This window comes from Streptomyces sp. NPDC001153, assembly GCF_053598315.1.
Window position 1 is genome coordinate 62,289 of record NZ_JBSFJZ010000027.1, and the last position, 22,816, is coordinate 85,104.

General features: G+C 68.3%; 19 protein-coding genes and 4 pseudogenes. 8 read left to right on the forward strand and 15 right to left on the reverse strand.

From position 1 onward, the window contains the following. Positions 1 to 44: 44 nt before the first annotated feature. The 3 genes and pseudogenes from ACWDEN_RS28355 to ACWDEN_RS28365 form a co-directional block, all read right to left on the reverse strand. Positions 45 to 677, reverse strand: coding sequence for a M20/M25/M40 family metallo-hydrolase (locus ACWDEN_RS28355; protein ID WP_450860533.1), 633 nt, complete (start codon positions 675 to 677; stop codon positions 45 to 47). Then, positions 566 to 1,939, reverse strand: coding sequence for a M20/M25/M40 family metallo-hydrolase (locus ACWDEN_RS28360; protein WP_450860535.1), 1,374 nt, complete (start codon positions 1,937 to 1,939; stop codon positions 566 to 568). The genes ACWDEN_RS28355 and ACWDEN_RS28360 overlap by 112 nt, the downstream gene beginning before the upstream one ends. A 305-nt stretch (positions 1,940 to 2,244) precedes the next feature. Beyond that, positions 2,245 to 3,728 (reverse strand): annotated as a pseudogene (locus tag ACWDEN_RS28365) (NF041680 family putative transposase). 109 nt (positions 3,729 to 3,837) lie between these two features. On the opposite strand from ACWDEN_RS28365, the gene ACWDEN_RS28370 reads away from it, so the two are divergent. After that, on the forward strand, positions 3,838 to 4,275 hold the full coding sequence (locus ACWDEN_RS28370; RefSeq protein WP_351602152.1) for a glutaredoxin domain-containing protein: 438 nt from the start codon (positions 3,838 to 3,840) through the stop codon (positions 4,273 to 4,275). 127 nt (positions 4,276 to 4,402) lie between these two features. On the opposite strand, the gene ACWDEN_RS28375 is transcribed toward ACWDEN_RS28370, so the two are convergent. Both ACWDEN_RS28375 and ACWDEN_RS28380 read right to left on the reverse strand, forming a co-directional pair. Further along, complete coding sequence (locus ACWDEN_RS28375) at positions 4,403 to 4,795, reverse strand: group II intron maturase-specific domain-containing protein (RefSeq protein WP_450860537.1); 393 nt, start codon at positions 4,793 to 4,795, stop codon at positions 4,403 to 4,405. 153 nt (positions 4,796 to 4,948) lie between these two features. Next, entirely contained in the window at positions 4,949 to 5,590 is a 642-nt protein-coding gene (locus ACWDEN_RS28380) for a TetR/AcrR family transcriptional regulator (protein ID WP_351602157.1), read from the reverse strand. Positions 5,591 to 5,687: 97 nt separating this feature from the next. Here ACWDEN_RS28380 and ACWDEN_RS28385 point away from each other — a divergent pair, with 97 nt between their 5' ends. Together ACWDEN_RS28385 and ACWDEN_RS28390 are read left to right on the forward strand one after the other, a co-directional pair. Next, positions 5,688 to 6,680, forward strand: coding sequence for a 4,5-dihydroxyphthalate decarboxylase (locus tag ACWDEN_RS28385; RefSeq protein WP_450860539.1), 993 nt, complete (start codon positions 5,688 to 5,690; stop codon positions 6,678 to 6,680). Positions 6,681 to 6,761: 81 nt separating this feature from the next. Then, a complete protein-coding gene (locus ACWDEN_RS28390; protein WP_351602343.1) occupies positions 6,762 to 7,139 on the forward strand; it encodes a nuclear transport factor 2 family protein in 378 nt (125 codons plus the stop codon). 83 nt (positions 7,140 to 7,222) lie between these two features. Here ACWDEN_RS28390 and ACWDEN_RS28395 read toward each other — a convergent pair. From ACWDEN_RS28395 to ACWDEN_RS28405, 3 genes and pseudogenes are all read right to left on the reverse strand, one after another. Then, positions 7,223 to 8,331, reverse strand: a pseudogene (locus ACWDEN_RS28395) (IS630 family transposase); the annotation flags it as partial. A 98-nt stretch (positions 8,332 to 8,429) separates the two neighbouring features. Further along, complete coding sequence (locus ACWDEN_RS28400; protein ID WP_450860541.1) at positions 8,430 to 9,563, reverse strand: IS630 family transposase; 1,134 nt, start codon at positions 9,561 to 9,563, stop codon at positions 8,430 to 8,432. Between the two features lie 77 nt (positions 9,564 to 9,640). Continuing rightward, positions 9,641 to 9,928 carry a hypothetical protein gene (locus tag ACWDEN_RS28405; protein WP_351602165.1) on the reverse strand — a complete coding sequence of 96 codons (288 nt, stop codon included), beginning with the start codon at positions 9,926 to 9,928 and terminating at the stop codon, positions 9,641 to 9,643. A gap of 54 nt (positions 9,929 to 9,982) precedes the next feature. On the opposite strand from ACWDEN_RS28405, the gene ACWDEN_RS28410 reads away from it, so the two are divergent. Next, entirely contained in the window at positions 9,983 to 10,714 is a 732-nt protein-coding gene (locus tag ACWDEN_RS28410; RefSeq protein ID WP_450860543.1) for a MerR family transcriptional regulator, read from the forward strand. Between the two features lie 250 nt (positions 10,715 to 10,964). Here ACWDEN_RS28410 and ACWDEN_RS28415 read toward each other — a convergent pair whose 3' ends face one another. Then, on the reverse strand, positions 10,965 to 13,109 hold the full coding sequence (locus ACWDEN_RS28415; protein WP_351602170.1) for a DUF6351 family protein: 2,145 nt from the start codon (positions 13,107 to 13,109) through the stop codon (positions 10,965 to 10,967). Between the two features lie 18 nt (positions 13,110 to 13,127). Beyond that, on the reverse strand, positions 13,128 to 14,030 hold the full coding sequence (locus ACWDEN_RS28420) for an SDR family oxidoreductase (protein WP_351602173.1): 903 nt from the start codon (positions 14,028 to 14,030) through the stop codon (positions 13,128 to 13,130). A gap of 231 nt (positions 14,031 to 14,261) precedes the next feature. Between ACWDEN_RS28420 and ACWDEN_RS28425 the strand changes: the two genes are divergently transcribed. Beyond that, positions 14,262 to 15,212 (forward strand): LysR family transcriptional regulator, encoded by a 951-nt coding sequence (locus ACWDEN_RS28425; RefSeq protein ID WP_351602176.1) that lies wholly within the window; start codon positions 14,262 to 14,264, stop codon positions 15,210 to 15,212. Positions 15,213 to 15,274: 62 nt separating this feature from the next. On the opposite strand, the gene ACWDEN_RS28430 is transcribed toward ACWDEN_RS28425, so the two are convergent. The 5 genes from ACWDEN_RS28430 to ACWDEN_RS28450 form a co-directional block, all read right to left on the reverse strand. Further along, positions 15,275 to 15,634 carry a hypothetical protein gene (locus tag ACWDEN_RS28430; protein WP_351602179.1) on the reverse strand — a complete coding sequence of 120 codons (360 nt, stop codon included), beginning with the start codon at positions 15,632 to 15,634 and terminating at the stop codon, positions 15,275 to 15,277. A gap of 269 nt (positions 15,635 to 15,903) precedes the next feature. Beyond that, positions 15,904 to 17,121, reverse strand: coding sequence for an FAD-dependent oxidoreductase (locus ACWDEN_RS28435; protein ID WP_351602182.1), 1,218 nt, complete (start codon positions 17,119 to 17,121; stop codon positions 15,904 to 15,906). A gap of 228 nt (positions 17,122 to 17,349) precedes the next feature. Beyond that, positions 17,350 to 18,594 (reverse strand): FAD-dependent oxidoreductase, encoded by a 1,245-nt coding sequence (locus ACWDEN_RS28440; RefSeq protein ID WP_351602185.1) that lies wholly within the window; start codon positions 18,592 to 18,594, stop codon positions 17,350 to 17,352. Positions 18,595 to 18,985: 391 nt separating this feature from the next. Beyond that, on the reverse strand, positions 18,986 to 19,960 hold the full coding sequence (locus ACWDEN_RS28445) for an amidohydrolase family protein (protein ID WP_450860547.1): 975 nt from the start codon (positions 19,958 to 19,960) through the stop codon (positions 18,986 to 18,988). A 69-nt stretch (positions 19,961 to 20,029) separates the two neighbouring features. Then, positions 20,030 to 20,746, reverse strand: coding sequence for an SDR family NAD(P)-dependent oxidoreductase (locus ACWDEN_RS28450; RefSeq protein ID WP_351602188.1), 717 nt, complete (start codon positions 20,744 to 20,746; stop codon positions 20,030 to 20,032). 173 nt (positions 20,747 to 20,919) lie between these two features. Between ACWDEN_RS28450 and ACWDEN_RS28455 the strand changes: the two genes are divergently transcribed. The 3 genes and pseudogenes from ACWDEN_RS28455 to ACWDEN_RS28465 form a co-directional block, all read left to right on the forward strand. Then, the gene (locus ACWDEN_RS28455; RefSeq protein WP_351602191.1) at positions 20,920 to 21,972 is read left to right on the forward strand and encodes an Lrp/AsnC family transcriptional regulator; all 1,053 of its coding nucleotides are present in this window, start codon (positions 20,920 to 20,922) and stop codon (positions 21,970 to 21,972) included. A gap of 304 nt (positions 21,973 to 22,276) precedes the next feature. Then, positions 22,277 to 22,497, forward strand: a pseudogene (locus tag ACWDEN_RS28460) (transposase); the annotation flags it as partial. Positions 22,498 to 22,615: 118 nt separating this feature from the next. Then, positions 22,616 to 22,773 (forward strand): annotated as a pseudogene (locus ACWDEN_RS28465) (IS5/IS1182 family transposase); the annotation flags it as partial. Positions 22,774 to 22,816 lie beyond the last annotated feature (43 nt).

The following is a 22,816-nucleotide window of genomic DNA, read 5'->3' on the forward strand; positions in this document are numbered from 1 at the left end:
GCCGGCTACTACGCGGGGAATTCCGCGGGCGGTGCGGCTCCCGGTCAGGCGGCGAGCAGCTCTTCGGACAGCAGCCGGGGCAGCATCGCCTCGCCCGTGCGGACGACCGTGTCCAGGAGAGCCTGCGCGCCGAGGACCAGATGCTCGTCGGCGGTGTGCTCGCGGTTGGAGTGGGAGAAGCCTCCGGTGGACGGCACGAAGAGCATCGCGGTGGGCAGCCGGGTGGAGATCACCGAGGCGTCGTGCCCGGCGTACGACAGCGGCGGCCTGCACCGGTCGGTGTGCTGCCGGCACACGTCCTGCACCACGCCGTAGACCCGCTCGTCGAACAGGGCCGCCGGCTTGGCGCTCGTACGCTCCACCACTGCGTCGCACGCTTCCTCGGCGGCCACCTTCGCCACGAAGTCCTCCAGCGAGCGCTCGATCGAGTCCAGCACCTCCGTCCCCGCACGGACCTCCAGCTCCACCCGGGCGGTGCCGGGTACGACGTTGGCGGCGGCCAGCTGGAAGGAGATGACGCCGGCATTGCCGATCGACGCCGGGGCGGCCTCCTGGCAGATCCGCCTCAGCTCGGCCGCGGCACGGGTCGCCACCCGGCCGGCGTCCTGCCGAAGCTCGAAGGGGGTGGTACCGGCGTGGTTGGCCTGACCGGTGGCGGTGAGGGTGTAGCGGCGCACGCCGAGGATGCCGGTGACCGGTGCCAGGTCGAGCCCGGCCCTTCCATCCGGGGGCCCTGCTCGACATGGAGCTCGACATAGGCGAACAGGTCGTCGGCGTGCGGGTCCCGGGTGAGGGCGGTGGACCCGGTCAGCCCGCCCTTGCTGCCCTCCATGACACCCTCCTCGTCGAACCAGGCGACGGTCTCGACGTGGTCCGCCATGGGATGGTCGTGCTCGTGCAGGGTGCGCAGCACCTCCATGGCCGCGATCACGCCGTAGGCGCCGTCGAGGTGGCCGGCCTCGGGGACGGTGTCCGAGTGCGAGCCGATCAGCAGCCAGGGGCCGGAGGTGTTCAGGCGGCGGGAGAACACGTTGCCCACCGAGTCGAAATAGGAGTGCAGGCCGGTGACCCGCATGGTCTTGTCGATCCAGTCGCGGGCCGCCATGTCGGCGTCGTTCCCGGCGATCCGGTAGATCGCGCCGTCGGCTCCGGCACCGATCTGGGCGAGGCGGTTGATGTCCTTCAGCAGGCGCCGGCTGTTGATCTGGGGGAAGGAGTACAGGGTGGACAAGGTCTTCTCCAGTGTGGGGTTGCTTGTGCGACGGCTCGGTCGAGCGAAGGGACGGGGCGGATCAGCGCTTGGCCAGGAGAGGGCGACGCCGGCGATGACCAGGCCCATACAGGCGAACTGGGCGGGGGTCGCGGTCTCACCGATGCTCAGGGAGGCGAGCACGGCGACGCAGACGGGCTGGAGGTAGTAGATGACTCCGGCGCGGGTGGCGCCGATCATCTCGACGGCCTTGTTCCACACGAAGAAGGCCAGCGCGGAGGAGGCGACGCCGATGTACGCCAGCGCGGACAGACTGCCTGAGGTGGGGGTGAACCCGCCCTGCACCGTGAGCGACACCGCCTGCGCGGGAGCGAGCATGACCAGGCCGAACAGCACCGTCGCGGCCAGGAACACCACCGCCGGAATCTCCTTCGGCTTGCGCTTGAGCAGGGCGGAGTAACCGGCGAAGGTCAGCATGGCAGCGACCATCCAGAGGTCGCCGAACGCGAAGTCCAGGTGCAGCAGCACCGCGAGGCTGCCCTTGGCCACCAGCGCCACCACGCCCACCAGGGCGAGCAGCATGCCGAGGACGCGGTTCCGGGACGGGCGTTCACCGCCGAGGCGTGCGAACAGCGCGATGCCCACCGGGGAGGCCGCCGCGATGAGGGCCAGGTTGGTGGCCGAGGTGGTGCGCCCCGCGATGTAGATAAGGGTGTTGAACAGGGTCACGCCCAGCAGCCCGACTACGGTGAGCTGTCACCACGGCCCACCAGGTGACGGACCGGGCGCTCGGTCAGGCTCCGGCACTGCGGGGCTGGCGGCGGAAGCCGGGGCGTTGACACCGGAGGCGCCGGGCGACGGCTCAGGGGCGGGAGAAGCCACCGTCGACGCAGCGGGATCGCCACGCTGCCACCTATCGCTGAAGAGCGTCCAGCTGATCCAGGAGACTTCCGAGCAAAGCCTCAGCGGCGCGCAGGCCCGCCTCGTCAGCCGCCTTCGGGCGGCGACCGTAGCGCCGACGGTAAGCTTGTTCTTTATGGTCCGAGTCGGTTTCGTTCGGTGATGCTCTCGGGTCGTTTCACGGTCTTGCCCACGTCGTAGCGGGTGGCCGGTCGCCGCTTCTTCGAGCCAACTGGCCTTCCAGGGCCGGGTGTTGAGGGTTTGGGTGCATGGGCCGGACAGAGTAGGTGGGGACGGAGGTTCCTGAACCCCCGGCGGGCTCGGGCCGGAGTGAGTCGGCCGGGCTCGGCCGGCTTCTCCCACGGCCGTCGCAGATCGGCCGCTGCCTCACGGAGGAGGCGGAGCTGGGTGTGGGCGGCGATGACGATCCAGGTCCAGCGTTCACCAGCCTCAGGGGTGCGGAGCTTCGGCCGGGTCCAGCCCAGGGTCTGCTTCATGAGCCGGAAGGTGTGTTCCAGGTCGAAGCGCCTTAGGAACACCTGCCAGCGGATGTCGACGTCGATGGTCGTCATCCCGGTCTTTGAGGACCACAGCCAGAGGGGCAGCGGGTCGCTTCCGCCGGGCAGGCGGTCGACCTGGAGGCGGATCAACGTTCCTTCGACGATGGGGAGTTCGCCGGTGTGGTCGATCCAGGCGGAGCGGGTGGTCAGCCGGGGGTGGATGCGGTCCCAGGCCATCGCGCGGGCGGTGCCGTATCGGTCGGTGACCTGCACGGTTGCCGCGTCGGGCTCGCCCCAGGTCTCCGGCCTGGCGAAGCGGAACTCCTTGCCGTGCTTCGGCGGTCGCCCGCCCTGGGGGCAAGCCAGGGCGTACTCCTTGAGCGAGGGCGTCGGCCGTCGCATGACGCGGTCGGAGCGCATCCGTCCCAGTACCTCGACCGGGAGGCCGTCGAGGAGGTGGGCCATGCGCGGGGCGTCGTAGCCGGCATCGAAGACGATGAGGATGTCGCGGTCGCCCGCGTGCCAGCGGCCCATCTCTATCAGGTCGGTGACCACCCGGCGGACCTGAGCTGCGGTGACCTCCGCGACGTCATCGTCCGGACCGAGGCGCACGGCGTCCAGGAGCTGGCACCAGGACGTCCGGCTCGACTCCAGCGCGGCGACGAACGAGTACGGCCAGCCGGGAATGAACTGGTCCGAGGACCGTCCGCTGCGGCCGTAGACATGGCAGAACAGACGCTCCGCGCTGGTCGGCGCGTCCGGGCGGAGCCAGCTGCTCACGTCGACCGCGAGGACCAGGCGTCCGTCGGCGGCCTGCGGCATGGGCAGGCCCGCCAGTACCTGCCGCAGCCGGGGCATGTCGATGGTCCCGTTGTTCAGCGCGTCGTACATCGCGCCGTGCCCGCGCCGGTGCTCGGCCACCAGCGTCAGGTCGACCGGGGCCGTCACCGGTCCGTCCGCGCACAACAGCGCGTCGGTGAGGTCGAACGGTTCGTCCCCGCGCGGGTCAGACAGTCGAATAGGTCCTCCCGGAAGCGTGACGCTTTCGCGAACGCTTCCCCCGGAGCATGGTCAGGCAGCAGACTCACTTTCACGGCCTTCGTCGTGGTCACGTGCATCCTTGGTCGGAGCACATGATCAGACGAAGGCCGCCTCAGCATGCGGCGAACACCCAGGTGAACGACCTAGTTCGAGGAGCAATTCGACTCATCGATAGCCTGCGTCACCATGATGCGTGCTTGGATCCTGCCCATACTGCTTGTGCTCAGCGGCTCAGCCGTCGCGGCCGGGCAGATCTTCCAGGGGAGCCCCGACACAGCCACAGCACTCCTGCTGGCGTTCCTGGCGCTCGCCGGCGTGAACTCACCCCTGATCTTCCCGAGGTCGATCGGCGCGCAGGAGGCACAACGCCGCAGCACGGTCGACGGCCGACCGGTCGTCTTCTGGCGGCCGGGCTGCAAGTACTGTATCCGACTGCGCATCCGGCTGGGCCGCAGCGCCCGCCAGTTGCACTGGGTCAACATCTGGCGCGACCCGGCAGGAGCCGCAGCGGTAAGAGCAGCCAACGACGGCAACGAGACCGTGCCAACCGTCATCGTGGCGGGCCAGCCACACACCAACCCCGACCCCGAATGGGTTCGCGAACAGCTCTCCCCTTCCGCGTGATCAGAAACCGCACCCTACGGAGAGCTACCCGCAGCCCCAAGCGCACGGAGGGTCGGGTGGCCCGGGGGAATCTCACCCCGGGCTCCCACAGAACGGAGCGTGACAGTCTCCCGTCACTCCGCTCTTCTCATCGAGTCCACACGAACTCGCGGTCCCACGCCCAGTGCTTGACGAGTCCCGGGGCTCGTTGGACGAGTCCGGTCCACCACGCACGGAAGCGTGTATAGCCCCGCAGCCGTTTGTACTTCTTCCGCGCCCATCGCATCAGGTAGGTGTTGATGCGTCGCAGGAAGGGATACAACTGCGACCGGTAGAACCGGCCGTAGTACGTCATCCAGCCCGACACGATCGGATTGATCCAGTCGGCGAGCTCGATGAGTTCGTCTGATGCGTCGGTGAATACGCCATTCGCGGACCTGCTGGCGACATGAGTGCTTTGCCGTCCGGATACCGCGCCTTGCGAGCCTGCCGGACGCGGGGCGACAGTCGTGGACCGACATTGGTGCTGACCTTGGCCCACACAGGCCCAAACCCAGCCTGGGCGCCACTCCCCCGCCGCCGTCCGTGGCCTGTCAGCGGAACACCACCGCGGAGTGGGCCATCATGGCGCCGGCGGATGCGGGGGTGCCGCATCCTCATGTGCAGCGGATTTGCAGCTTGAGCTGGGGAACGCTCACCGCGCAGCGTTGTCTGGGCGCTCGGCTCCGTCGAGCAACCCCCGGACGGCGTCGTTGAATCCCGCCGTGTCGGTCAAGCCGAAGGCGACACGCTGGAGCAGGAATCCGTGCAGCAGACCGATCAGTACCCGTGCGCCGCTCTCCGGCTCCACGGTTTGGACAGCGCCCGCCGCTTGTCCGCGGCGCAGGGCGTCGGCGATGCTGCGACGGACCCTTTCGAAGCCCTCCAAGGCGCGGGCGTGCAGGCCGTCGTTGCGCAGTAGTTCCGACCAGGTCTGCACGACGCACTGCAGCAGTTCCTCGACCGGCACCACCTGCCCTGCGGCGTCCGTGACGGTCTCGGCACTCAGTGCCTGAAGGGAAGCGGCGACCAGGTCGCCCAGGGAAGGGGCGTCAGCGGCCACAGCCACCCGCTCCATCGGCTCGAAGATCAGCCGGAAGGCGTCCGCGGCGATGGCCAGGATGATCTCCTCCTTGCTCGCGAAGTAGCGATAGGGGGCACCCGCAGAAACACCGGCTGCGGCGGCGATGTCCGGCATCGAGGTCTGGTGGAAGCCGCCCCGCGCGAAACACCGGCGCGCTGCCGCCACGATCTGCGCTCGCTTGGCTTCCCGACGCTCGGGCGTGATGCGCGGCATGCCCTGCCCCTCAAAGTGAATGATCCTTCATCTTGACATGGAACCATATCGGACCCATCGTAAAAATGAAAGACCATTCACGGAAGCGGGGATCTTGATGAGCATCGAGCTGACCATCGGCACCTACCGGTACGAGCACACCGAGGCGCTCTTCGACGGCCGCGTGAAGATCGACGGCGTGAACGCCACCCTTGAGACGGAGCCCCTAGTGTCGGACCTCTTCCGGCACATGCTCGAAGGCCGCTACGACATAGCGGAACTCGGCCTGACCTACTTCCTGCGCACCTTCGACCTGGACGACGCCCCATTCCTGGCGCTGCCGATCTTCCCGAACCGCAACTTCCGGCACTCCGCCATCTTCGTGAACACCGAGTCGGGAATCGAGAAGCCCCAGGACCTCGCTCGCAAGACACTCGGCGAGTTCGCGCTCTTCGGACACGACGCCGGCGTCTGGCCCAAGGGCATCCTGTCGGACGAGTACGGCGTGACCGTCGACCAGTGCCGCTGGGTCATCGGCGGCACCAACCATCCCATCCCCGCATTCGACTGGCTCCCGCAGCCAGTGCCGGACGGCGTGCACGTGCGGCACGCCGACCACGGCCAGACCCTGGGCGCGATGCTCGAGTCCGGAGAGATCGACGCGCTCATCTCGGTCGACGTGCCCCAGGCCATGTTGCGGGGATCGACGAAGATCGTCCGGCTCTTCCCCGACTATGAGAGCGTCGAGCGCGACTACTACCGGCGCACCGGGATCTTCCCCCCGATGCACATCGTCGCGGTCCGCAAGGACCTGGTGCACCATTCCGAGGATCTGCGTTCGGTCTACCGCGCCTTCGTCAAGGCCAAGGACCTGGCCGAACGCAAATACATCGAGGACGCCGCGAAGCAGCACATGAGCCTGGTGACCCCCTGGTTCAGCAGCCTGTTCGAACACAACCGCAGCCTGCTCGGCGAGGACTGGTGGCCCTACGGCATGCGCGCGAACCGCAAGGCGGTCGACACCTTCCTGCGCTACCACCACGAGCAGGGCCTCTCCAAGCGCCTGCTGACCACCCGCGACATCTTCATCCCCGAGTTCCTCGACACCTAGTGCTGTGACCGGGATGGTTCACCCTGATCGGAAGGCGGCTCGCGGGACGAGCGCACGCGCAACGACTGGTATTACTAGGGCATGCAGGAAGAGATTGCACGCTCCGCGATCGACACGTTCATCTCCGCGTTCAACGCCTCGGACGACAGCTATGTGACTGCCCTGCTCTCCCAGGCTCTGACCTCAGACGTGGTCTTCTGGGGGCCGTTGGGTCGCAGCGAAGGAATCGCGGCGGTCGAGCGGTTCGTGCTGGACATCCGGCGCCACCCGGCGGGGACCGGCACGATGGTGCGCTGCTCGGCGGTGGACATGCCTGACGAGTGGGCCCGGTACCAGTGGGTCTTTGCCACGCCGGACGGAGGTCCCCGCCTGGCGGGAACGGACGTCGTCCATCTGCGGCGGAGCCTCATCGACCAGGTCATCGTCTTTGCGGGGGAGATCGAACCGTCCGCCTCCTGAGTCATCCTTCTGTCGCTGTCCTTCTCCTGAACTTGCCCCCTTCGGCGCTCGGGGGCTGCGGTTCGCGGTTGGTCAGGCTGCGGTGTTGAGGGGCGTCCGCCCCAGCGGATGCCCTTCTCGCTGCGGACGCGGGCGCGTTCCTTGCGTTGGGCGGTGAGTACGTCGGGGTGGCGGGCGTTGGTATTGCCCAGCGCAGGTAGCGGTGCAGTGCCTGGGTTTGCGCGGGGTGGCTGCGGTGGTGGGAGTTGGCCAGGGTGAACTGCCGCAGCGGGCCGAAGTGGGCCTCGATCGGATTGGCCCAGGAAGCGTAGGTCGGGGTGAAGCACAGCTCGACCTTGTTCTTCTTCGCCCAGCGGCGGATGTCCGCGCCGGTGTGGGCGGAGAGGTTGTCCAGGATGATGTAGATCGGGGCGCCGTCGGGTCGGGCGGCGCGGATCGACTTCAGCGCGGCCAGGATGTTGGCGGTGCCCTTGCGACGTCGGTTGACGCCCCACAGGCGGTCGTCGCCCAAGGAGTAGCAGCCGTGGAAGTAGGTGACGCCGTGAGTGCGGCGCCAGGTCGCCGGCAGCCGGTTCGGCTTGCCCTGCTTCGCCCAGCAGGAGCCCGCGGTGGGCCGGATCCCCAGGGGCCCGAACTCGTCGAAGTCGAAGACCCGGTCCGGGAAGCGGTCCAGAACCTGCTCAATCCGGTCGAGCCTGGCGTCGCGATCAGGGTCGGGCGACTCCTTCCATGTGTTGGTGCGCTGGAAGGTGATGCCGCGGCGCCGAAGCAGGCACCGTAAGGCTTCACCGCCGATGCGGATGTCCCGGCCGTGCACTTTCCGCAGGTAGGCGGCGAGTTTGCGGATCGACCAGCGGGTGAAGGGTTGGCCGAGCCTGGTGGGGCGAGTGGTGGCCGTCCGGATGACGAAGTCCTCGTCCTCACGACTGAGTAGGCGGGGACGGCCTTCCGCCCACTGAGGGTCCAGGCAGGCCAGGCCGATCTCGTTGAAGCGGCGGATCACATCGCGCACGGTGTCCTCGTCGGCCTGGACCAGCTGGGCGATCACCGGCACCCGGTTCCCGCCCGCCGAGGCGAGCAGCATCATCGCGAGCCGGTAGCGCACCGAACTCGTGCTGCCCCTGCGCATGATCTGCCGCAGCTTCTGCCCCTCCTGGTCGGTCAGTCTGCGCACACGGACGGGCTCGGCCACCGGGCCTCCAGCCATCGGATCGGACGTCGCCCCACATCCAACCGCCACGACCGCCAACCCGGTGAACCTATACGGTTACAGCACTAGCTAGTGCCGCATCAGGCAACGTTCGCCCTGTTTACGACGGCGCGGAGGCGTTCGTCGGCGGCGTGCTTGTTCCGCCAGATGATGTAGCGGCGGATCATGCTGCCCTGCTCCTTGTGGCTGGCGTGGTCGCTGCCATCCAGCGCGAAGTAGCGCAGGGCGGTGAACTGGGCCTCGATGCGGTTCAGCCAGGAGCTGTTGGTCGGCGTGTAGGCGAACTCGACGTTGTTGACCGCGGCCCAGTCGCCGACCCGGGTGTCCTTCTTCGTGGTCAGGTGCGGGGAGAAGTTGTCCAGCACGATCGCGATCCGGACCTCGGGCGGGTAGAGGCTGCGCAGGTAGCGGCAGAACTCCAGGAACCTCGTGCGGTGCTTTCTCGCCTTGATGTGGCCGTAGAGCTTGTCCTGGCCCAGGTCATAGGCGGCGAACAGGTGCCTGACCCCGTGCGGGCGGGTGTAGGTCGCCCGCCGGCGGGGCCGGGGTTCCCGGTCGGGGTCCTTGTGCCGTCCGCCGCGCTCGGCCCATTGCCGCCCAGGATGGGGCTGGAGGTTGAGCGGCCCGAACTCGTCGAGACATAAGACGACTTCAGGTTCGCCGTCCTCGGGTATGACCTCGTCGTCGGCGATCGCGTAGAGGTGTTCCACGCGGGCCTTCTTGGCCGCGTAATCGGGGTCGCGGGAGGAGTTCCAGGTCTTCAGTCGTTGAAAGGAGACACCTTCCTCGCGGAGCAGGATGCGCAGGCCCTCGTGGCTGATGTCGTCGACCAGCCCGTCGGCCAGCAGGAAATCCGCCAGCTTGGTCAGGCTCCAGGTGGAAAAGGGCAGGTCGTGTTCGGTCGGTTTCGACTTCGCGATCTTCTTGATCTCGCGCCGCTCGGGCAGCGTGAACGTCTTGGGGCGGCCTCCCTTGTACTTCGGATACAGCGACTCGAAGCCATCGGCGTTGAAGTTGTGGATTACGTCCCGGACCCGGTCACCGCTGGTGAACGACACCTCGGCGATCTTCGCCACCACCATGCCCTGTGCGGACAGCAGCACCATTTGAGCCCGCCGCCAGGTGACCACCGAGCCGGTGCCACGTCGGACAATCCGCAGCAGCCGCCGACCCTCCTCATCGTCTATCTCGCGCGCACGCACCAGCTCGGCCATGCCGAACACTCTGGCCCCAGCACGTCGGCCATGAGGCGGATTCGACGATGGCGCCGCCACAGCGACCGGTCGGATTCTCAATCCCTCGGCTCGTCGGCCGACGCCTTCAGTAGTCGCTCCAGTTCGTTCCCGGCCTCGTCGTACCCGGCGTCGGAGATCCGTTGCAGCTCGCGCAGGTCGCCGGTCGCCACCGCGCGCTGAGTGAGCAGGAACCCGGCGTGCATGCATCCCTCGTCCAACAGCTCGCTCAGCTCCACCACGTCGCCTGCTGTATCGGCGAGATCAGCCAGCCGATCCAAAGCGGTCTCGTTGCCCTCATCGGCCAGCTCGCGCAGGGTCTCCCGATCAACATTCACGTTCGCCATGACGTCATGATGCAACCTTGCCCTTGGGGAAAGGTCAAGTGGGACCATGGCCAGGTGATCACCATCGGACAGCTGGCCAGGTACATCGGTGTGTCGACCAAGACCATCCGCGTCTACCACGACAAGGGGCTATTCCCCGAACCCGACCGCGATGCGTCTGGCTACCGGAGATACGACGCGAAAGACGCCATCGACCTGATCAAGATCCGCACCCTCGCCGAAGCCGGCGTCCCCCTCTCCCGTATCAAAGACCTGAGATCAGCGACCGACGAGGAGTTCCAGCAGGCGCTGCGCGAGATCGACGACAACCTCACCACCCGCATCCGTGACCTGCGGGCAACGCAGGGACGCCTGCGAGAACTCGCCGCCGGGCATCTGGCGCCACTGCCTACCGAGGTCAGTGCCCACCTGCAGCACCTGGCCCGCTGGGGATTCACATCTCGATGGCTGGACCTGCAACGCGACCTGTGGATCCTCGTATTCGCCACCCATCCCGACCGCGCGATCACCCTCTTTCACGATCAAGCCGAGACCCTGGCTGATCCGGCGCTACGGCAGCTCTTCCTCGACTACGACCACGCGCACGACCTCAACGCCGACGATCCCCGCATCGACAACCTCGCCCGCCGGATCGCCAAGGCGATCCGAGACCGCTACGGACCCAACGAACTGCCCGAGCTGGATGCAACATCCGCGATCCCCGCCCTCATTCAGGACACGGTGAACGCCTCCTCGCCAGCATGGCAGCGACTCGACACCCTCATTCGCACACAACTGAGCGCGTAACTCGGCGCGTACGGGCACACGGCCCGGCGCGTGCGGAGAACAGTCAGCACGCGCCGCGATCTACAGGGCGAACGTTGCCTGACGCGGCACTAGCGGGCGTGGATGCACCCGCTAGCCACCCTTGTTGACCGCTGCTGACCGCCTGCTTCTGGCACGGCCGTGGCAGGGCGACCTCTTCGTCCCGAACCATCGGCTGGACGGTCATTGTGGTCCAGGACGCTGGTCGATCCGGACGCCAGCCCTCAGGAGGTCAACCCAAGCGGTGATGCGCGTAGTTGAGCCACGGGACCGCCTTGCGGTTCTGGCCGGCACCGGGACGGGTGTAGTCGCACACGCCGGTCGGGAAAGCCTGGCGCAGTTGGTTCTGCTCGGCGTAGGTGAACGTCACCGGGTAGTCGGCGAAGTTCAGCGGTCGCAGCGCACAGCTGAGAACGTTCTCGGCCTGCGGCTCGCCGGCTTGCAGCCGTGGGTCCGATCCCACCGGGTAGGTGGCCGCGCACGGCCCGCTCGCCGGGTCGGTCAGTGGTTGCTGGATGCGGCTGGTGGCGGACAGGTAGCAGCCGTCGGCGAGGCCGGCCGGCTTGTCCGTGATCACTTTGGTCTGCCGGCTGCGTGTGGAGCGGTCGGCTTCGACGTTCGTCAACCAGTGGTCCATGGCGGCCAGTTCATAGCTGCTCGCGGCGGCCACCTGTTTCGGAGTGTTCTGGTTCTCGATGATCACCTGGTTGGCGGCGGTGCCGTTGGCCTGCGTCAGACGGGCCCGCATGACGAACGACCACTGAGTCGTGTGGAAGTCCCACAGGGGACCGCTGTTGTCCATGCCGACTCGCCCGTCGATGATCGGTGTGGTGCGCAGCCCCAGTCCCGCGCTGTCGACGATGTCGTCACGATAGGCCGCCTCCAGCGCCCGCGGGTCCGCCTGGTTGCGCTGCGTCACGGGCGTGCCGGTCGCGTCGTAGCCGCCGATTCCGCCGTTGAGGGCGACGAACTGAGCCGGGCTGATCTGTCCGCGCTTCAGTGCCGCGAGACCGTACTGCATGCCCACGTTGTCCAGTGTGCGGCGCACGAAACCGGTGACCGGGTCACGGCCGAACTGGTTCGCGTACGACTCCACGGCACTGCACTTCACGCCGTTCGGGTTGGTCACCGGATTCCAGATGGCCGCAGGTGGGATGGTGCTGTCGTTCGCGATGATCTCCTTGTTGCAGCTGTCTGCGGCGGTGATCCGGTTGGCGAAATAGTCATCGGCGGACACACAGGTGTCGTAGTCGGGGAAGCCCGCCACCGCCTGCCGCTGTGCGGTGGTGAACGACGAGCCGGCCCTGGCGAAGAACCGGTCGAGCAGACGGCAGTCGGACACGTCCTTCATCACGGTGAGCGGATCGGGGAGGGAGTACCCGGGGACGATGCCGTCCAGGATGCCGGGGTAGGCGTCGGCGATGTCGTACTGCTGCATGGCCCCGCCGGACCCGCCCCAGCCGATGGTGTGGGCCACGGGGCCGTAGGTGTCGATGAAGTGTTCCTTGACCATCATCGCCGCTTCAGCGGAAACGATGGTGCTGCAGTTGTGGTCGAGCACGTTGAGGCTGGACGAGGCGACCGCGTAGCCCTGGGACAGGAACAGGTCGTCGAGCACCCCACCGGTACTGTTGCCCTGGTGGTGGCCGCCGTTGCAGCCGCCGCCGAACGTGTAGACCAGCCGGTCGTTCCAGCTCGTGTCCCGGCGCAACGGTGAGGGATCGGTACCGTCGTAGAGCGCGGCGGTCTGGTAGACGGCGCGGTCGATGGTGCCGCTCTCCACCCGGACGATGTACGGCACCGCACGCCCGTCGACCGTCGCGGTGGCCAGGTCGGCAGGGCGGTCGGCAGGGTGGGCCAGCGGGGCGAACGTACCGCCGGAGGTGCGGTACCGGTAGCTGACCACGGTGGGTGTGGAGCACAGCGGCTGGACGGCAGGGGCAAGGCCGAACGCTGTCGTTTCGCAGTAGAAGGGCCGCTGCCGCGGCCCGGAGAGGACCGGGCCGGACGCAGCGTGGTTGACCACGGTCAGCTCGGCAGCCCGCCCTCGGGACGTGGCCGTGATGTGGTTGGCGCCCGGCCGCAGGCCGGTGACCGATCCGAGCAGTGAACCGTCCGGCTGGCGCACGAACCCGCCGACCTCTCGTCCGTTCTCCCTCACCCGCACCGGGCCGTCGCCGGTCGCGGTGATCCGCACGAGCGCCCTGCCGCCAGTGATCAACCTCGGGTCCGGATTCGACACGGTGGCCATGTTCATGGAGGGCGGACCGGCCATGCGGGTTACCACCGACGCAGGAACGGGCGCCGGCAGCACTGTGCCCAGCAGCACGGCGCCGGCCGAGGCCACGCCGGCCAGCGGGATGGGAATCGACTTCATGGGGAAGCTCTCGTCCTGCTAGTCGTTGAAGTAGTGGCCGTTGTCGAGGTCCGGGATGAGTGCCGGGTGAGCGGGATGCCATCCGAGTTGCTTGCGGGTCAGGGCGCTTGAGGTCGGGTTGTCGAGCGACACGAGGGCGGAGAGGAAGCCGAAATGTTCGCCCGCCTCCCCGGCGGTGATGCTGACGACCGGTAGCTCCAGTCGACGGCCGATGGCTTCGGCGATGTCGCGGAAGGGCACGCCCTCCTCGCCGGCTCCGTGGAGTATCGCGCCGGCCGGGGCGGCTTCCACCGCCAGCCGGTACAGGCGCGCCGCGTCGAGGCGGTGCACGGCGGGCCAGCGGTTCGATCCGTCGCCGACGAAGGCCGACACGCCCTTGGCGCGGGCGATGTCGATCAGGCGCGGGACGAAGCCCTTGTCGCCTTCACCGTGCACGGACGGCGCAAGCCGCACGATCGACGCGCGCACCCCACGCTCGGCCAGCGCCACAGCCGCGCTCTCCGATGCGACCCGGGGCAGCACTGACCCCGGGGCGGGTGCGATCTCCTCGGTCCCCAGGCGTCCCGGCGCGATCATCGTGAGCATCAAGGTGCCCGACGTGACCACCAGGGGCTTGTCCGTACCCTCGAGCGCCGCCCCGAGCGTGTCGACGGCACGCAGGTCCAGTCGGCCGGCGCCGGCATAGTCCGAGAAGTCGTGGCTGAAGGCGAGATGGATGACGCCCTCCGCCGCGGCGGCACCGCGGCGCAGACTGTCGACGCCGTCGAGGTCCCCGCGGTGCACTGCGGCCCCGACAGCCGCCAAGGCCGTCGCAGCCCGGTCCGAACGGGCAAGCCCGACAACCTCGTGTCCGGCATCGAGGAGTTCGCGCACGACCGCGGATCCGATGTATCCCGTCGCGCCTGTAACAAAGATACGCACCGTCAATTTCCTTTGGCTGCTTCGAGTTGATGGCTCTGGTCGGTACGGCCGCAGAATGCGGCCGAGGGGTGGTCCACCGGCTCGCACGCATCGTGACGCCACGCGTCCCCGCGTCCCGTCCCGCCTCGCGGGACGGCCCGGCTTCGGTCGTCGGTGGATGGCCTGTCCAGTCAATCCGGCCCCGCAGCGGACCTGAAGGACCGATCCGGTCCCCGTTGATACCCTGTCGGTATGAATGATCTGGAGGTGCGGCAACTCCGGTACTTCGTGGCGGTTGCCGAGGAGCTGCACTTCGGGCGTGCGGCCGAGCGGCTGGGCATGGCACAGCCCCCGCTCTCGCGGGCGATCCGGCAACTGGAGCGCCAGCTCGGGGTGCGACTCTTGGAGCGCACCACACGTCAGGTCAGGCTCACCGCGGCCGGAGAGGTCTTCCTGCGCGACGCCCGGACCGCGCTCGACGCGGTCACGGCGGCCGGCAGGCGGGCCCGGCACGCAGGCCGGCCCGTGCCGCGGCTGCGGCTCGCGCTCAGGGCCGACTACGACGCCGGGCTGCTCCCGCAGATCCTCACCGCGTACCAGGGCGAGGTCGCGGCGACGCCGGTGGAGTTGGTGATGAGCGGCAAGGAGCAGGCGCAGGCGCTACGCGACGGCCGTGCCGATGTCGCATTGCTGTACGCCCCGTTCGACGACCGCGGTCTGGACGTCGAAGTGGTACTGACGGAGCCCGGCGTGGTGGTCCTGGCGGCTGCCGACCCCCTGGCCTCCCGCTCGTGTCTGCGCCTTGCCGATCTGGCCGACCGAAGTCTTCCCGACGGAACTCCCGCCGACCAGATCGCCGGACTACGCTCGCTCGGCATGGTCACCCGGGACGGCCAGGACCAGCCGCAGACGGTCCAACGCGGGCTCGTGACCCAAGCCCCGCCCACCGCCATGAATCTGGCGCAGATCTTCAAACTGATCGAAGTGGGCAGTGTCGTCTTCTTCCTCCCCGCCTCGGTGGCGCGTCGCTACTCGCGGCCGGGGGTGGCCTACCAGCCCGTCAGCGACCTTCCGGCAGCCACGCTGGCCGTGGCCTGGCCCCAGGAGTCGCACTCGCCGGCCGTCGCGGCCTTCGTCCGTGTGGCCACAGCCGTCGCAGCTGCCGCTCAGGCCGAAGCGGGAACACCGCAGCGTCATGACTAGGTGTCTTCGGCACAGCGCGGGTGTGCGGTGGTCACGCGCGGCGGCTGCGGGCCCGTCGCCGGTTACTGAGCGTCGGCGGCCATGTGCTCCTGGACGACGGCCCGGGTGAGGGTCGTCGCCGTGTGTACGACGCTCGCGATCGCGTCCTCGAGGTCCAGCCCGTACAGGTCGGTCAGGTTGAAGAGCGGTTCGGCGCTGACGACGATCGCGAGGTCGCGGTTGAGCTGCTCCATCGCGGCAGTGTCCGCGCCGAGGGTGTCGACCAGTGGGGCGAGCGCGTGTTCTATCAGGCCGAAGCGCAGGCCGGGGCCGGCGTCGGCCTGGTCGGGCCGGGTGCGGGGATCCGGGGTGTGGCTGAAGTCGGCCGGGTTGGTCGCCAGGCCAACGCGCAGGCATCCCGCCAGGTCGGCGCCGATGTCCACTCCGATTGATGGTCGGGGAGTGGCCGAGCCCGGCCGAGACGCAGTGGAAGAGCGATTTCGCCGTCGTCGTCAGTGCCAAGACACTCTTCGCCCTCACCGACCCGCTCGGCGCTGACCCCGGCGCTGCCGTTGTCAGCGCCGTCCGTAGCGCGACCGCCTTGACCCAAGCCGCCGTGAAAGGGAATGTCGCCGCCCGCCCGCCGAAGTCACTTGACGCCCTCCGCAACCAGCGTGCGCCGGCCTTCAGCCGTGGCCGACACTCGTACGGGTCATGCAGGCAGGGAACGGTGTCCGATGAGGTGCTCGCCGGCTGCGGCGGAGGCCCGCACGGCGTCATATCCGCAGGCGCGCATCGCGCTCTCGTAGTCGCCGATCGCGGACAGCAAGGGTTTCGCGCCGGAGGCAGCAGCGACGAGTTCGGTCCCCAGCGCCTGGGCGTCGCGCAGGGCGGTGTTGGCGCCCAGTCCCAGAGCCGGGCTCATGGCGTGGACCGCGTCGCCGACGACGGTCACCTGTGTCGGTCCCCATGGTGCTGCGGGGACATGGCTGCGCAGGGTCAGGGGTTGCACGGTGGCCACGTCCCACAGACGGACGAGTTGGATCAGGTCGGGATGCCAGGACGCAACCCGCTGCAGGGCGTAGCGCTTCAGATCCGCGGGAGAGGACGTGTACAGCTGGGTGTCGTCAGGCATCCGGGTGGCCTTGGCGCTGAAGATGCCCAGCGCGAAGTCGCGGCCGATCTCGTCCCGGAACGCCGGGTCGTGCTCGCGGACCAGGGGTGTGCGTGGGTTGCTGCGTTCCAGGGGCGCGAAGCTGACGATGTCGTGGTGGGGGCCGTTGACCAGTGTGAAGGCGGAGTACAGCTGCGTGGGGATGCGGCTTTTGGTCTCCTCGGTGAGTGGGATCTTCGCCGCGATGTGGCGGGCCTCAAGGTCGACGGTCCGGTGGTCCGGCAGGCGTTGTGCGCGCACGGCGGAGTGGATGCCGTCGGCGCCGACCAGCACGTCGGCTTCCGCGGTACGACCGCCGGCGAGGTGTACGGTGATGGTGGCGTCGGGATGGCTTTGGTAACCGGTGACCCGTGCACCGAAGCGGACTGTCTCCTCCAGGCCGGAGTACAGGATCCTGCGCAGGGTCGAGCGGTCGACCACCAGGTGTTCGGGGACGTCGGCATGAGGGTTTCCGGTGCCGCGGGATGCGGTGAGCTCACGGACCGGGCCGGGATTGAGCTGCTCGTCGAAGAGAAGCGCGTCCTGGCGCGGGATTCCGGCCGTGGCCAGGGACAGTTCACGTGTGCGGGGGTCCAGAACGTCATTGATCGCCGTGGTTCCGGTGGAGTTGATGTGCAGTCGGTAGCCGGGGTTGCGGGTGATCAGGTCGGGGTCGCGCTCGAAGACCGTGACATTCAGGCCGTTGTGGTGCAGTCGGCGGGCCAGGGTGAGACCGGCGAGGCCGGCGCCGGCGATGGCGACACGGAGAGTAGGCATGAGTTCTCCAGTTCAAGCGCTGGGACATGCGGAACTGCCGGGAACCGACCCGCATCCCAACCGAGGTGACTGCGGGCGGGAGGCCGGTGCAGCAGGGGCCTGGTAGCGCCTGCGGTGGGCGAGTGGTGCGGTCCCGGTGATGTCCGGGCTGCTGTCAGGCCGGAGGGAACCCGGCAGCAGCCCGGGGGTGCCCGGCGCACCGGCTGGGGTTGGGCCTGGGCGGGCCGGTCAGTGCTGCGGGTGGGCGTTGCCCGTCGGCGGCAACTGCGGTGCGGGCAGCCGGTCCTGGCCGACGAGGCGGTGACCGCGCTCGGCCGATTCGCGGACGGCGCCGAAGCCGTAGTCGCGCATCTCGTCCTCGTAGGCCCGTAGGGCGTCTGTGAGCGGTCGACCGGCGGCGGCCTCGACGAGGCGGGACGTGAGAACGCGGGCGTCGCGCAGCGCGGTGTTCGCGCCCACACCGATGGCGGGGCTCATGACGTGGATGGCGTCGCCGAGGAGCGTGACCGCGTTCGTTTCCCATGCGGTGGCGGGCACGCTGGTGCGGACCGAGACCGGGAAGATCGAGGCCGGGTCCTGGCGGGAGACGATCTCCGCCAGCCTGGGGTGCCAGCCCTCCAGCAGCGACAGGGTCATCGCCCGGAGCTCGGCGCCGCGCATGACGAACAACTGCTCGTCATTGCAGGGTAGTTGCTCCCGACGGGCGCCGAAGATGCAGGCCAGGTAGTCGCTGTCGTCGCTGAGCTCGATCCCGGGAGCCAGCCTCGCGGTCACCTCGTGCTGCGGTTCGTGGTACTGCACCGGCGCGAGCCCGAGGAAGCGCCGCTGCGGGCCGATGACGGTGGTCCACAGGCCCAACAAGTCGGAGGGGACCAGTTCCTGGGCAGCATCGCCGACGAGCGGGACCTTGCCGTACAGCAGCCGCAGCCCCGCGTCGACGACCTGAGTCTTGGGCAGACGCTGCCTTCGGGTTGCAGAGTTGACCCCGTCGGCACCGATCAGCACGTCCCCGGTGGCGCTCGTCCCGTCCGCGAAGTGCGCGGTCACCGTGCCCGAGTGATTGGTTTCATAGTGGGTCAGCGCGGAGCCGTAGTGCACGGACTTCTCCAGTCCGGCCAGCAGGATCTGGCGCAGGGTCCTGCGGTTGACCGCCAGGTGCCCGCCGCCCGGCAGGTCCTCCACCACCGGCAGTTCCTGCGCGTGCAGCAGGCCCAGCCGGTGGTCGAAGGAGTCCATTCGCGCCCCGGGTGTTCCGGCGGTGGCGGCGAACACCTCGAACGCCTGCGGCGTCAGCAGCGCCTTGAGCGCGGTGATGCCGTCCGGATTGATGCGGATGCGATAGCCCTGGCTGCGGAAGTCGGGGCCGGGGTCCTTCTCGTGGACGGCGACGTTGATGCCCGCCCGCTGGAGTCCTTGTGCGAGAGCGAGGCCGCCCAGGCCGCCCCCGGCGATGATGGCATGCAGGTCCGACACAGTTGTGTCCCTTCTCGATCATGTTACGAAAAGGGACGCACCGGACGTGCCTCAATGGGCACCGTACGAGCGAGTGATCGCCATCCGGACTACCTACCGGACCGTGACTTTCGTACGTCCGTCAATGACCGTAACAGACAACCGGGCCTCGTCAACCCCGCACCGAGGCGGTACCTGTTGTCCCGATGCCGCTTCCATGTGCCTGCCCGCTGGGGCCGGCACATGGAAGCGGGGCGTGGAACTCAGGACCGGCCGGGCCTCACGAAGGCGTCGACGAAAGTGCTGACGACGCCCGTCTGGGCGAGGACGAGGCCCCGCTCGGAAAGCGCGGTCGGGAGTCGTCACACCAGGCCGAGCCGTAGAAGGGCCGCCGATGATGAAAGATCCCGGTCTACAGGCCGATACCGAACAAGGATGCAGCGTTTCCGGAAGAGAACTGTTGGCGCTCTGTCTCGGAGGAGAAGTGACCCAAGAAAGAACCAATTTCCTCTTTGGTCGGCCGTTGGAAGGGGTAGTCCGTGGCGAACATCAAACGGTCGACCGAGGTCACCGACAGAGCATGATGCAGGTGAGCCGGGTTGAGCATGCCGGAGGCGGTGATGTGGAAATTCGATCGGACGCAGTCGGACACGGAGCGCTGCAGGCCAGCGGTCCGGGAGATGCTGTCGGCCCGATCGAGCCAGAAAAGCAACGTCTCTCCCCAATGGCCGAGCACGATCTGAAGGTCGGGATGACGGTCGAAAGTACCTCGGAGGATCAGCCGCAAGGCTGCTGTTGCGGCATCCAGGTGCCATCCCCAGCCGAAAGTGGCCACGGCGAGTTCCGTCATGGGGTCGAATCCTCGGTATGAGGCGTCACGGACAGCTCGCGATGGCAGTTGGGGATGAATGAACACGGGCTGACCAAGTTCCGAGGCCACGCCGAAAAAATCGTCGTAGACGGGATCGTCGAGAAACAGTTCCCCTGCTCGGCCGTACACCATGGTTCCCACGTGCCCCATACTCGCGGCGCGTTCAAGCTCGGCTGGGACGTCCTTCGGTGAGGACATGGGCAAGGTGGACATCGAGCGAAGACGGGCAGGGTTTCGGGCGACGGCCGCCGCGGCCACGTCGTTCGCGGCGCGACTCAGCGCCAGGGCTTCTCCGGGTGGCAGCGGCTGGGTTCCCGGCGGTGTCAGGGCGAGGATCGACACGTCGATACCCTGCGCGTTCATCGCCGCGATCCGGCCCGCCTCCAGGTCCTCCAAGCGCTCCTGGTTGTCGTCCATTTCCCCGAAAACGAGACTTTCATCCGGGTGCGGCAGGGTGTGGAGGGCCGCCGTCAGATCCGGCATGCTCCAGTGTTCTTCGATGGCGATGATCGGCACGATCTCCTCCTTGAGGCCGCTCCAAGCCGGCCGGTGGCGAGCGGTGAGCGCTGGGGTGGGCCGCAGGGATCACCAGGGGACGGTCTGGCCGAAGCGGTCCAGATAGGCCAGGCCGGGCGTGCCCAGTCGGGAGAGCAGGACGTCCACCAGCAAGGGGACGGTCTCCTCGATGGTGTATGGCGCATCCGGACCGCCCAGGGCGGTGCGTATCCAGCCCGGCGCCATGAGCACGAAGGCGCGCCGCGTCTCCCCCTGCCGGGCCGCGAAGCTCCGCAGGAACATGTTCAGGGCTGCTTTGCTCCCCCGGTAGACCTCGCGGCCTCCCGTCGCGTTGTTCGTGATGCTGCCCTGTCCGGAGGACATCGCCCCGATGAGTCCCGCCGGGGACACCAGGTCTTCGAGGGCTTCGATGACGCGCATGGGGCTCAGCGCGTTGGTGACCATCACGTCGATGAAGTCGGCCGTCGCAACCCCGCCGATGGGCGTCTGCTCATTGTTGGTCGTGCCCGCGTTGACGAAGAGCACGTCGAGTCGGCGGTGCGCCAGACGTTCGTGCAGCGGGGGCAGGTGGCCGGGGTCGTTGATGTCGAGATGCTCGATGGTCACCCTCCCGTCGGCGCGGTCCGCGAGGTCGTGCAGCGGCGTTCGGGCAGTGGTGTCGCGAGCGGTGCCGACGACGTTCCAGCCCCTGCCGAGGAACTCCGCCGCCATCGCGTGACCGAGGCCGCGCGAGGCCCCGACGATGAGAGCGGTCGGTGGGTGTTGTTCGGTGGAGGTCGATGACATGCAGCGTCATCTCCGTTCTTCGAGCGTTGGACTCCGTTCGGGCATCGGTCGAGGCCCCGGGATCGGCACAGCGCGGTGCCCGCTGCCGCGGCCCTTCAACCCGTGCGGTTCAAGTGTTTCGTCCGCGCCGCATCGCAGGCGAGCTACGAGGGCTCGTTTGTAGGATTGGCGACATGGCAAGGGCGCTCATGACGGAATCCGCTTCGATTCAGCCCGACGATGTGCGAATCATTCGTGCGTTGCAGATCGCTCCGCGGGCTTCGTTCGCCGCCATCGCGACCGCCCTCGGTCTGACCGAGAGCGCCGTCAACCGCCGGTATCGCCGGCTCCGCGCCGACGGCGTCATACGCGTGGCCGGCGTGGTGAACCCGGGTGCCCTGGGGCAGAGCAGGTGGCTGGTGCGGCTGCGCTGCCGTCCCGGCAGTGTCGCGGCGATCGCCGACGCGCTCGCCAAGCGTGACGACATCAACTGGGTAGCCCTGGGTGCGGCGGGCTGTGAGGTCACCTGCGCGACGCAATCCCGGACGCGGGAACAACGCGAGGACCTCCTGGTGCAGCGGCTTCCCCGCACCGCGGCGGTGATCGACATCAACGCCGTCGCCATGCTCCGGCAGTTCCTCGGAGGTCGCGGCCACTACTGGTCCGCCCTGCAGGGCACACTGTCCCCTCGGGAGGAAGCAGCGTTGGGGAGCGGCGGGCCCCCTTTCACCGAGTCTCCGGTCGTCACCCGCGAGCCACTGCGCCTCACCCCCGAGGACGAGAAGTTGCTCGATACGCTCGCCGCCGATGGCCGCGCCAGTCTCGTCGATCTCGCCACAGCCGCAGACCTCACTCCGGGACGCGCCTCGCGGCGCCTTGAGGCTCTGCTCCAGCATCGCGTCGTCCACATCGACGTCGAGATCGCCGCAGCAGCCCTGGGCTATCACGCTCGCGCTCACCTCTGGCTTCGCGTGCACCCGTCGGCGGTGAAGAGCGCGGGACGCACACTCGCGCAGGAACCCGAGATCGCCTTCGCCGCAGCCATCTCCGGGCCCTGGAACGTCCATGCCGTCGCACACACCCGGGACCTCGACGAACTGTTCGAGTTCACCTCGGAACGCATCGGGTCCCTGACCGGACTGCAGAGCATGGAGGTCTCACCCGTGCTGAAGTACGTCAAACAGGCCGGCACCCGTCTCTTGGACGATCGCCTCGTCGAGCCGTCCAGCGCTCGCGCGCGACGCTGAGAGGCTGTGCCGCGACCAGCCGCTCGACGGGTGCCGAACCTGCTGAGGCGTCTTCCACCGCGAGTCGGAAGAGGCGCGCCGCGACTCAAGGGCGGCCACGGCCTCGGTGCTCATCTCGTGCCGAGCCGCGACCGCGGAAGAACGATGGCCTCGTGCAACTAAGGCATTAAATCCCTTCCGCACCGGTGGCCGGACGCAGGCCGATGGCGGCCGTCACCTCCGTCCACTGCTTGCCGGCTAGGCCGTTTCTGATGGCTCTTGCTGGGCTGGGTGGATCAGCTCTTGGGCTGGGCAGGTGCGTGTCATGGTGCGGCGACACGAGCTCACGGACGGGCAGTGGCAGAAGTTCGAGCCGTTACTGCCCGCGAACGGCAAGCCTGGCGGGCAGTGGTCCGATCACCGCAAGGTGCTCAATGGAGTGCTGTTCCGGGCCGGTACGGGGTGCCCTGGCCGGACCTGCCTGAGCGGTACGGCCCCTGGCAGACCGTCTATGAACGGCATCGCCGCTGGTCGGCGGATGCAACGTGGCGGCAGATCCTGGCCGAGTTACAGATCGAGGCCGACGCCGCCGATCCCGACGGGGCACTGGCCCAAGGCGGTAGAAGCGGAGAGAGCGCAGCGCAGGCGCGAATGGGCCGTGAACATCGACTCCACCTCCTGCCGGGCACATCAGCATGCGGCTGGGGCCCGGCGTCGGCCGCCACGCGACTACCCGCAAAAGGGGGCGGTGCGCGTGTGGAAGCGGATGGGCGGGAGGCACTGGGGCGCTCACGGGGCGGACTGACCAGCAAAATCCACCTGCTGCGCCCGATGAGCCGAGTGAAACCGCTTGGTTCGGTCGACG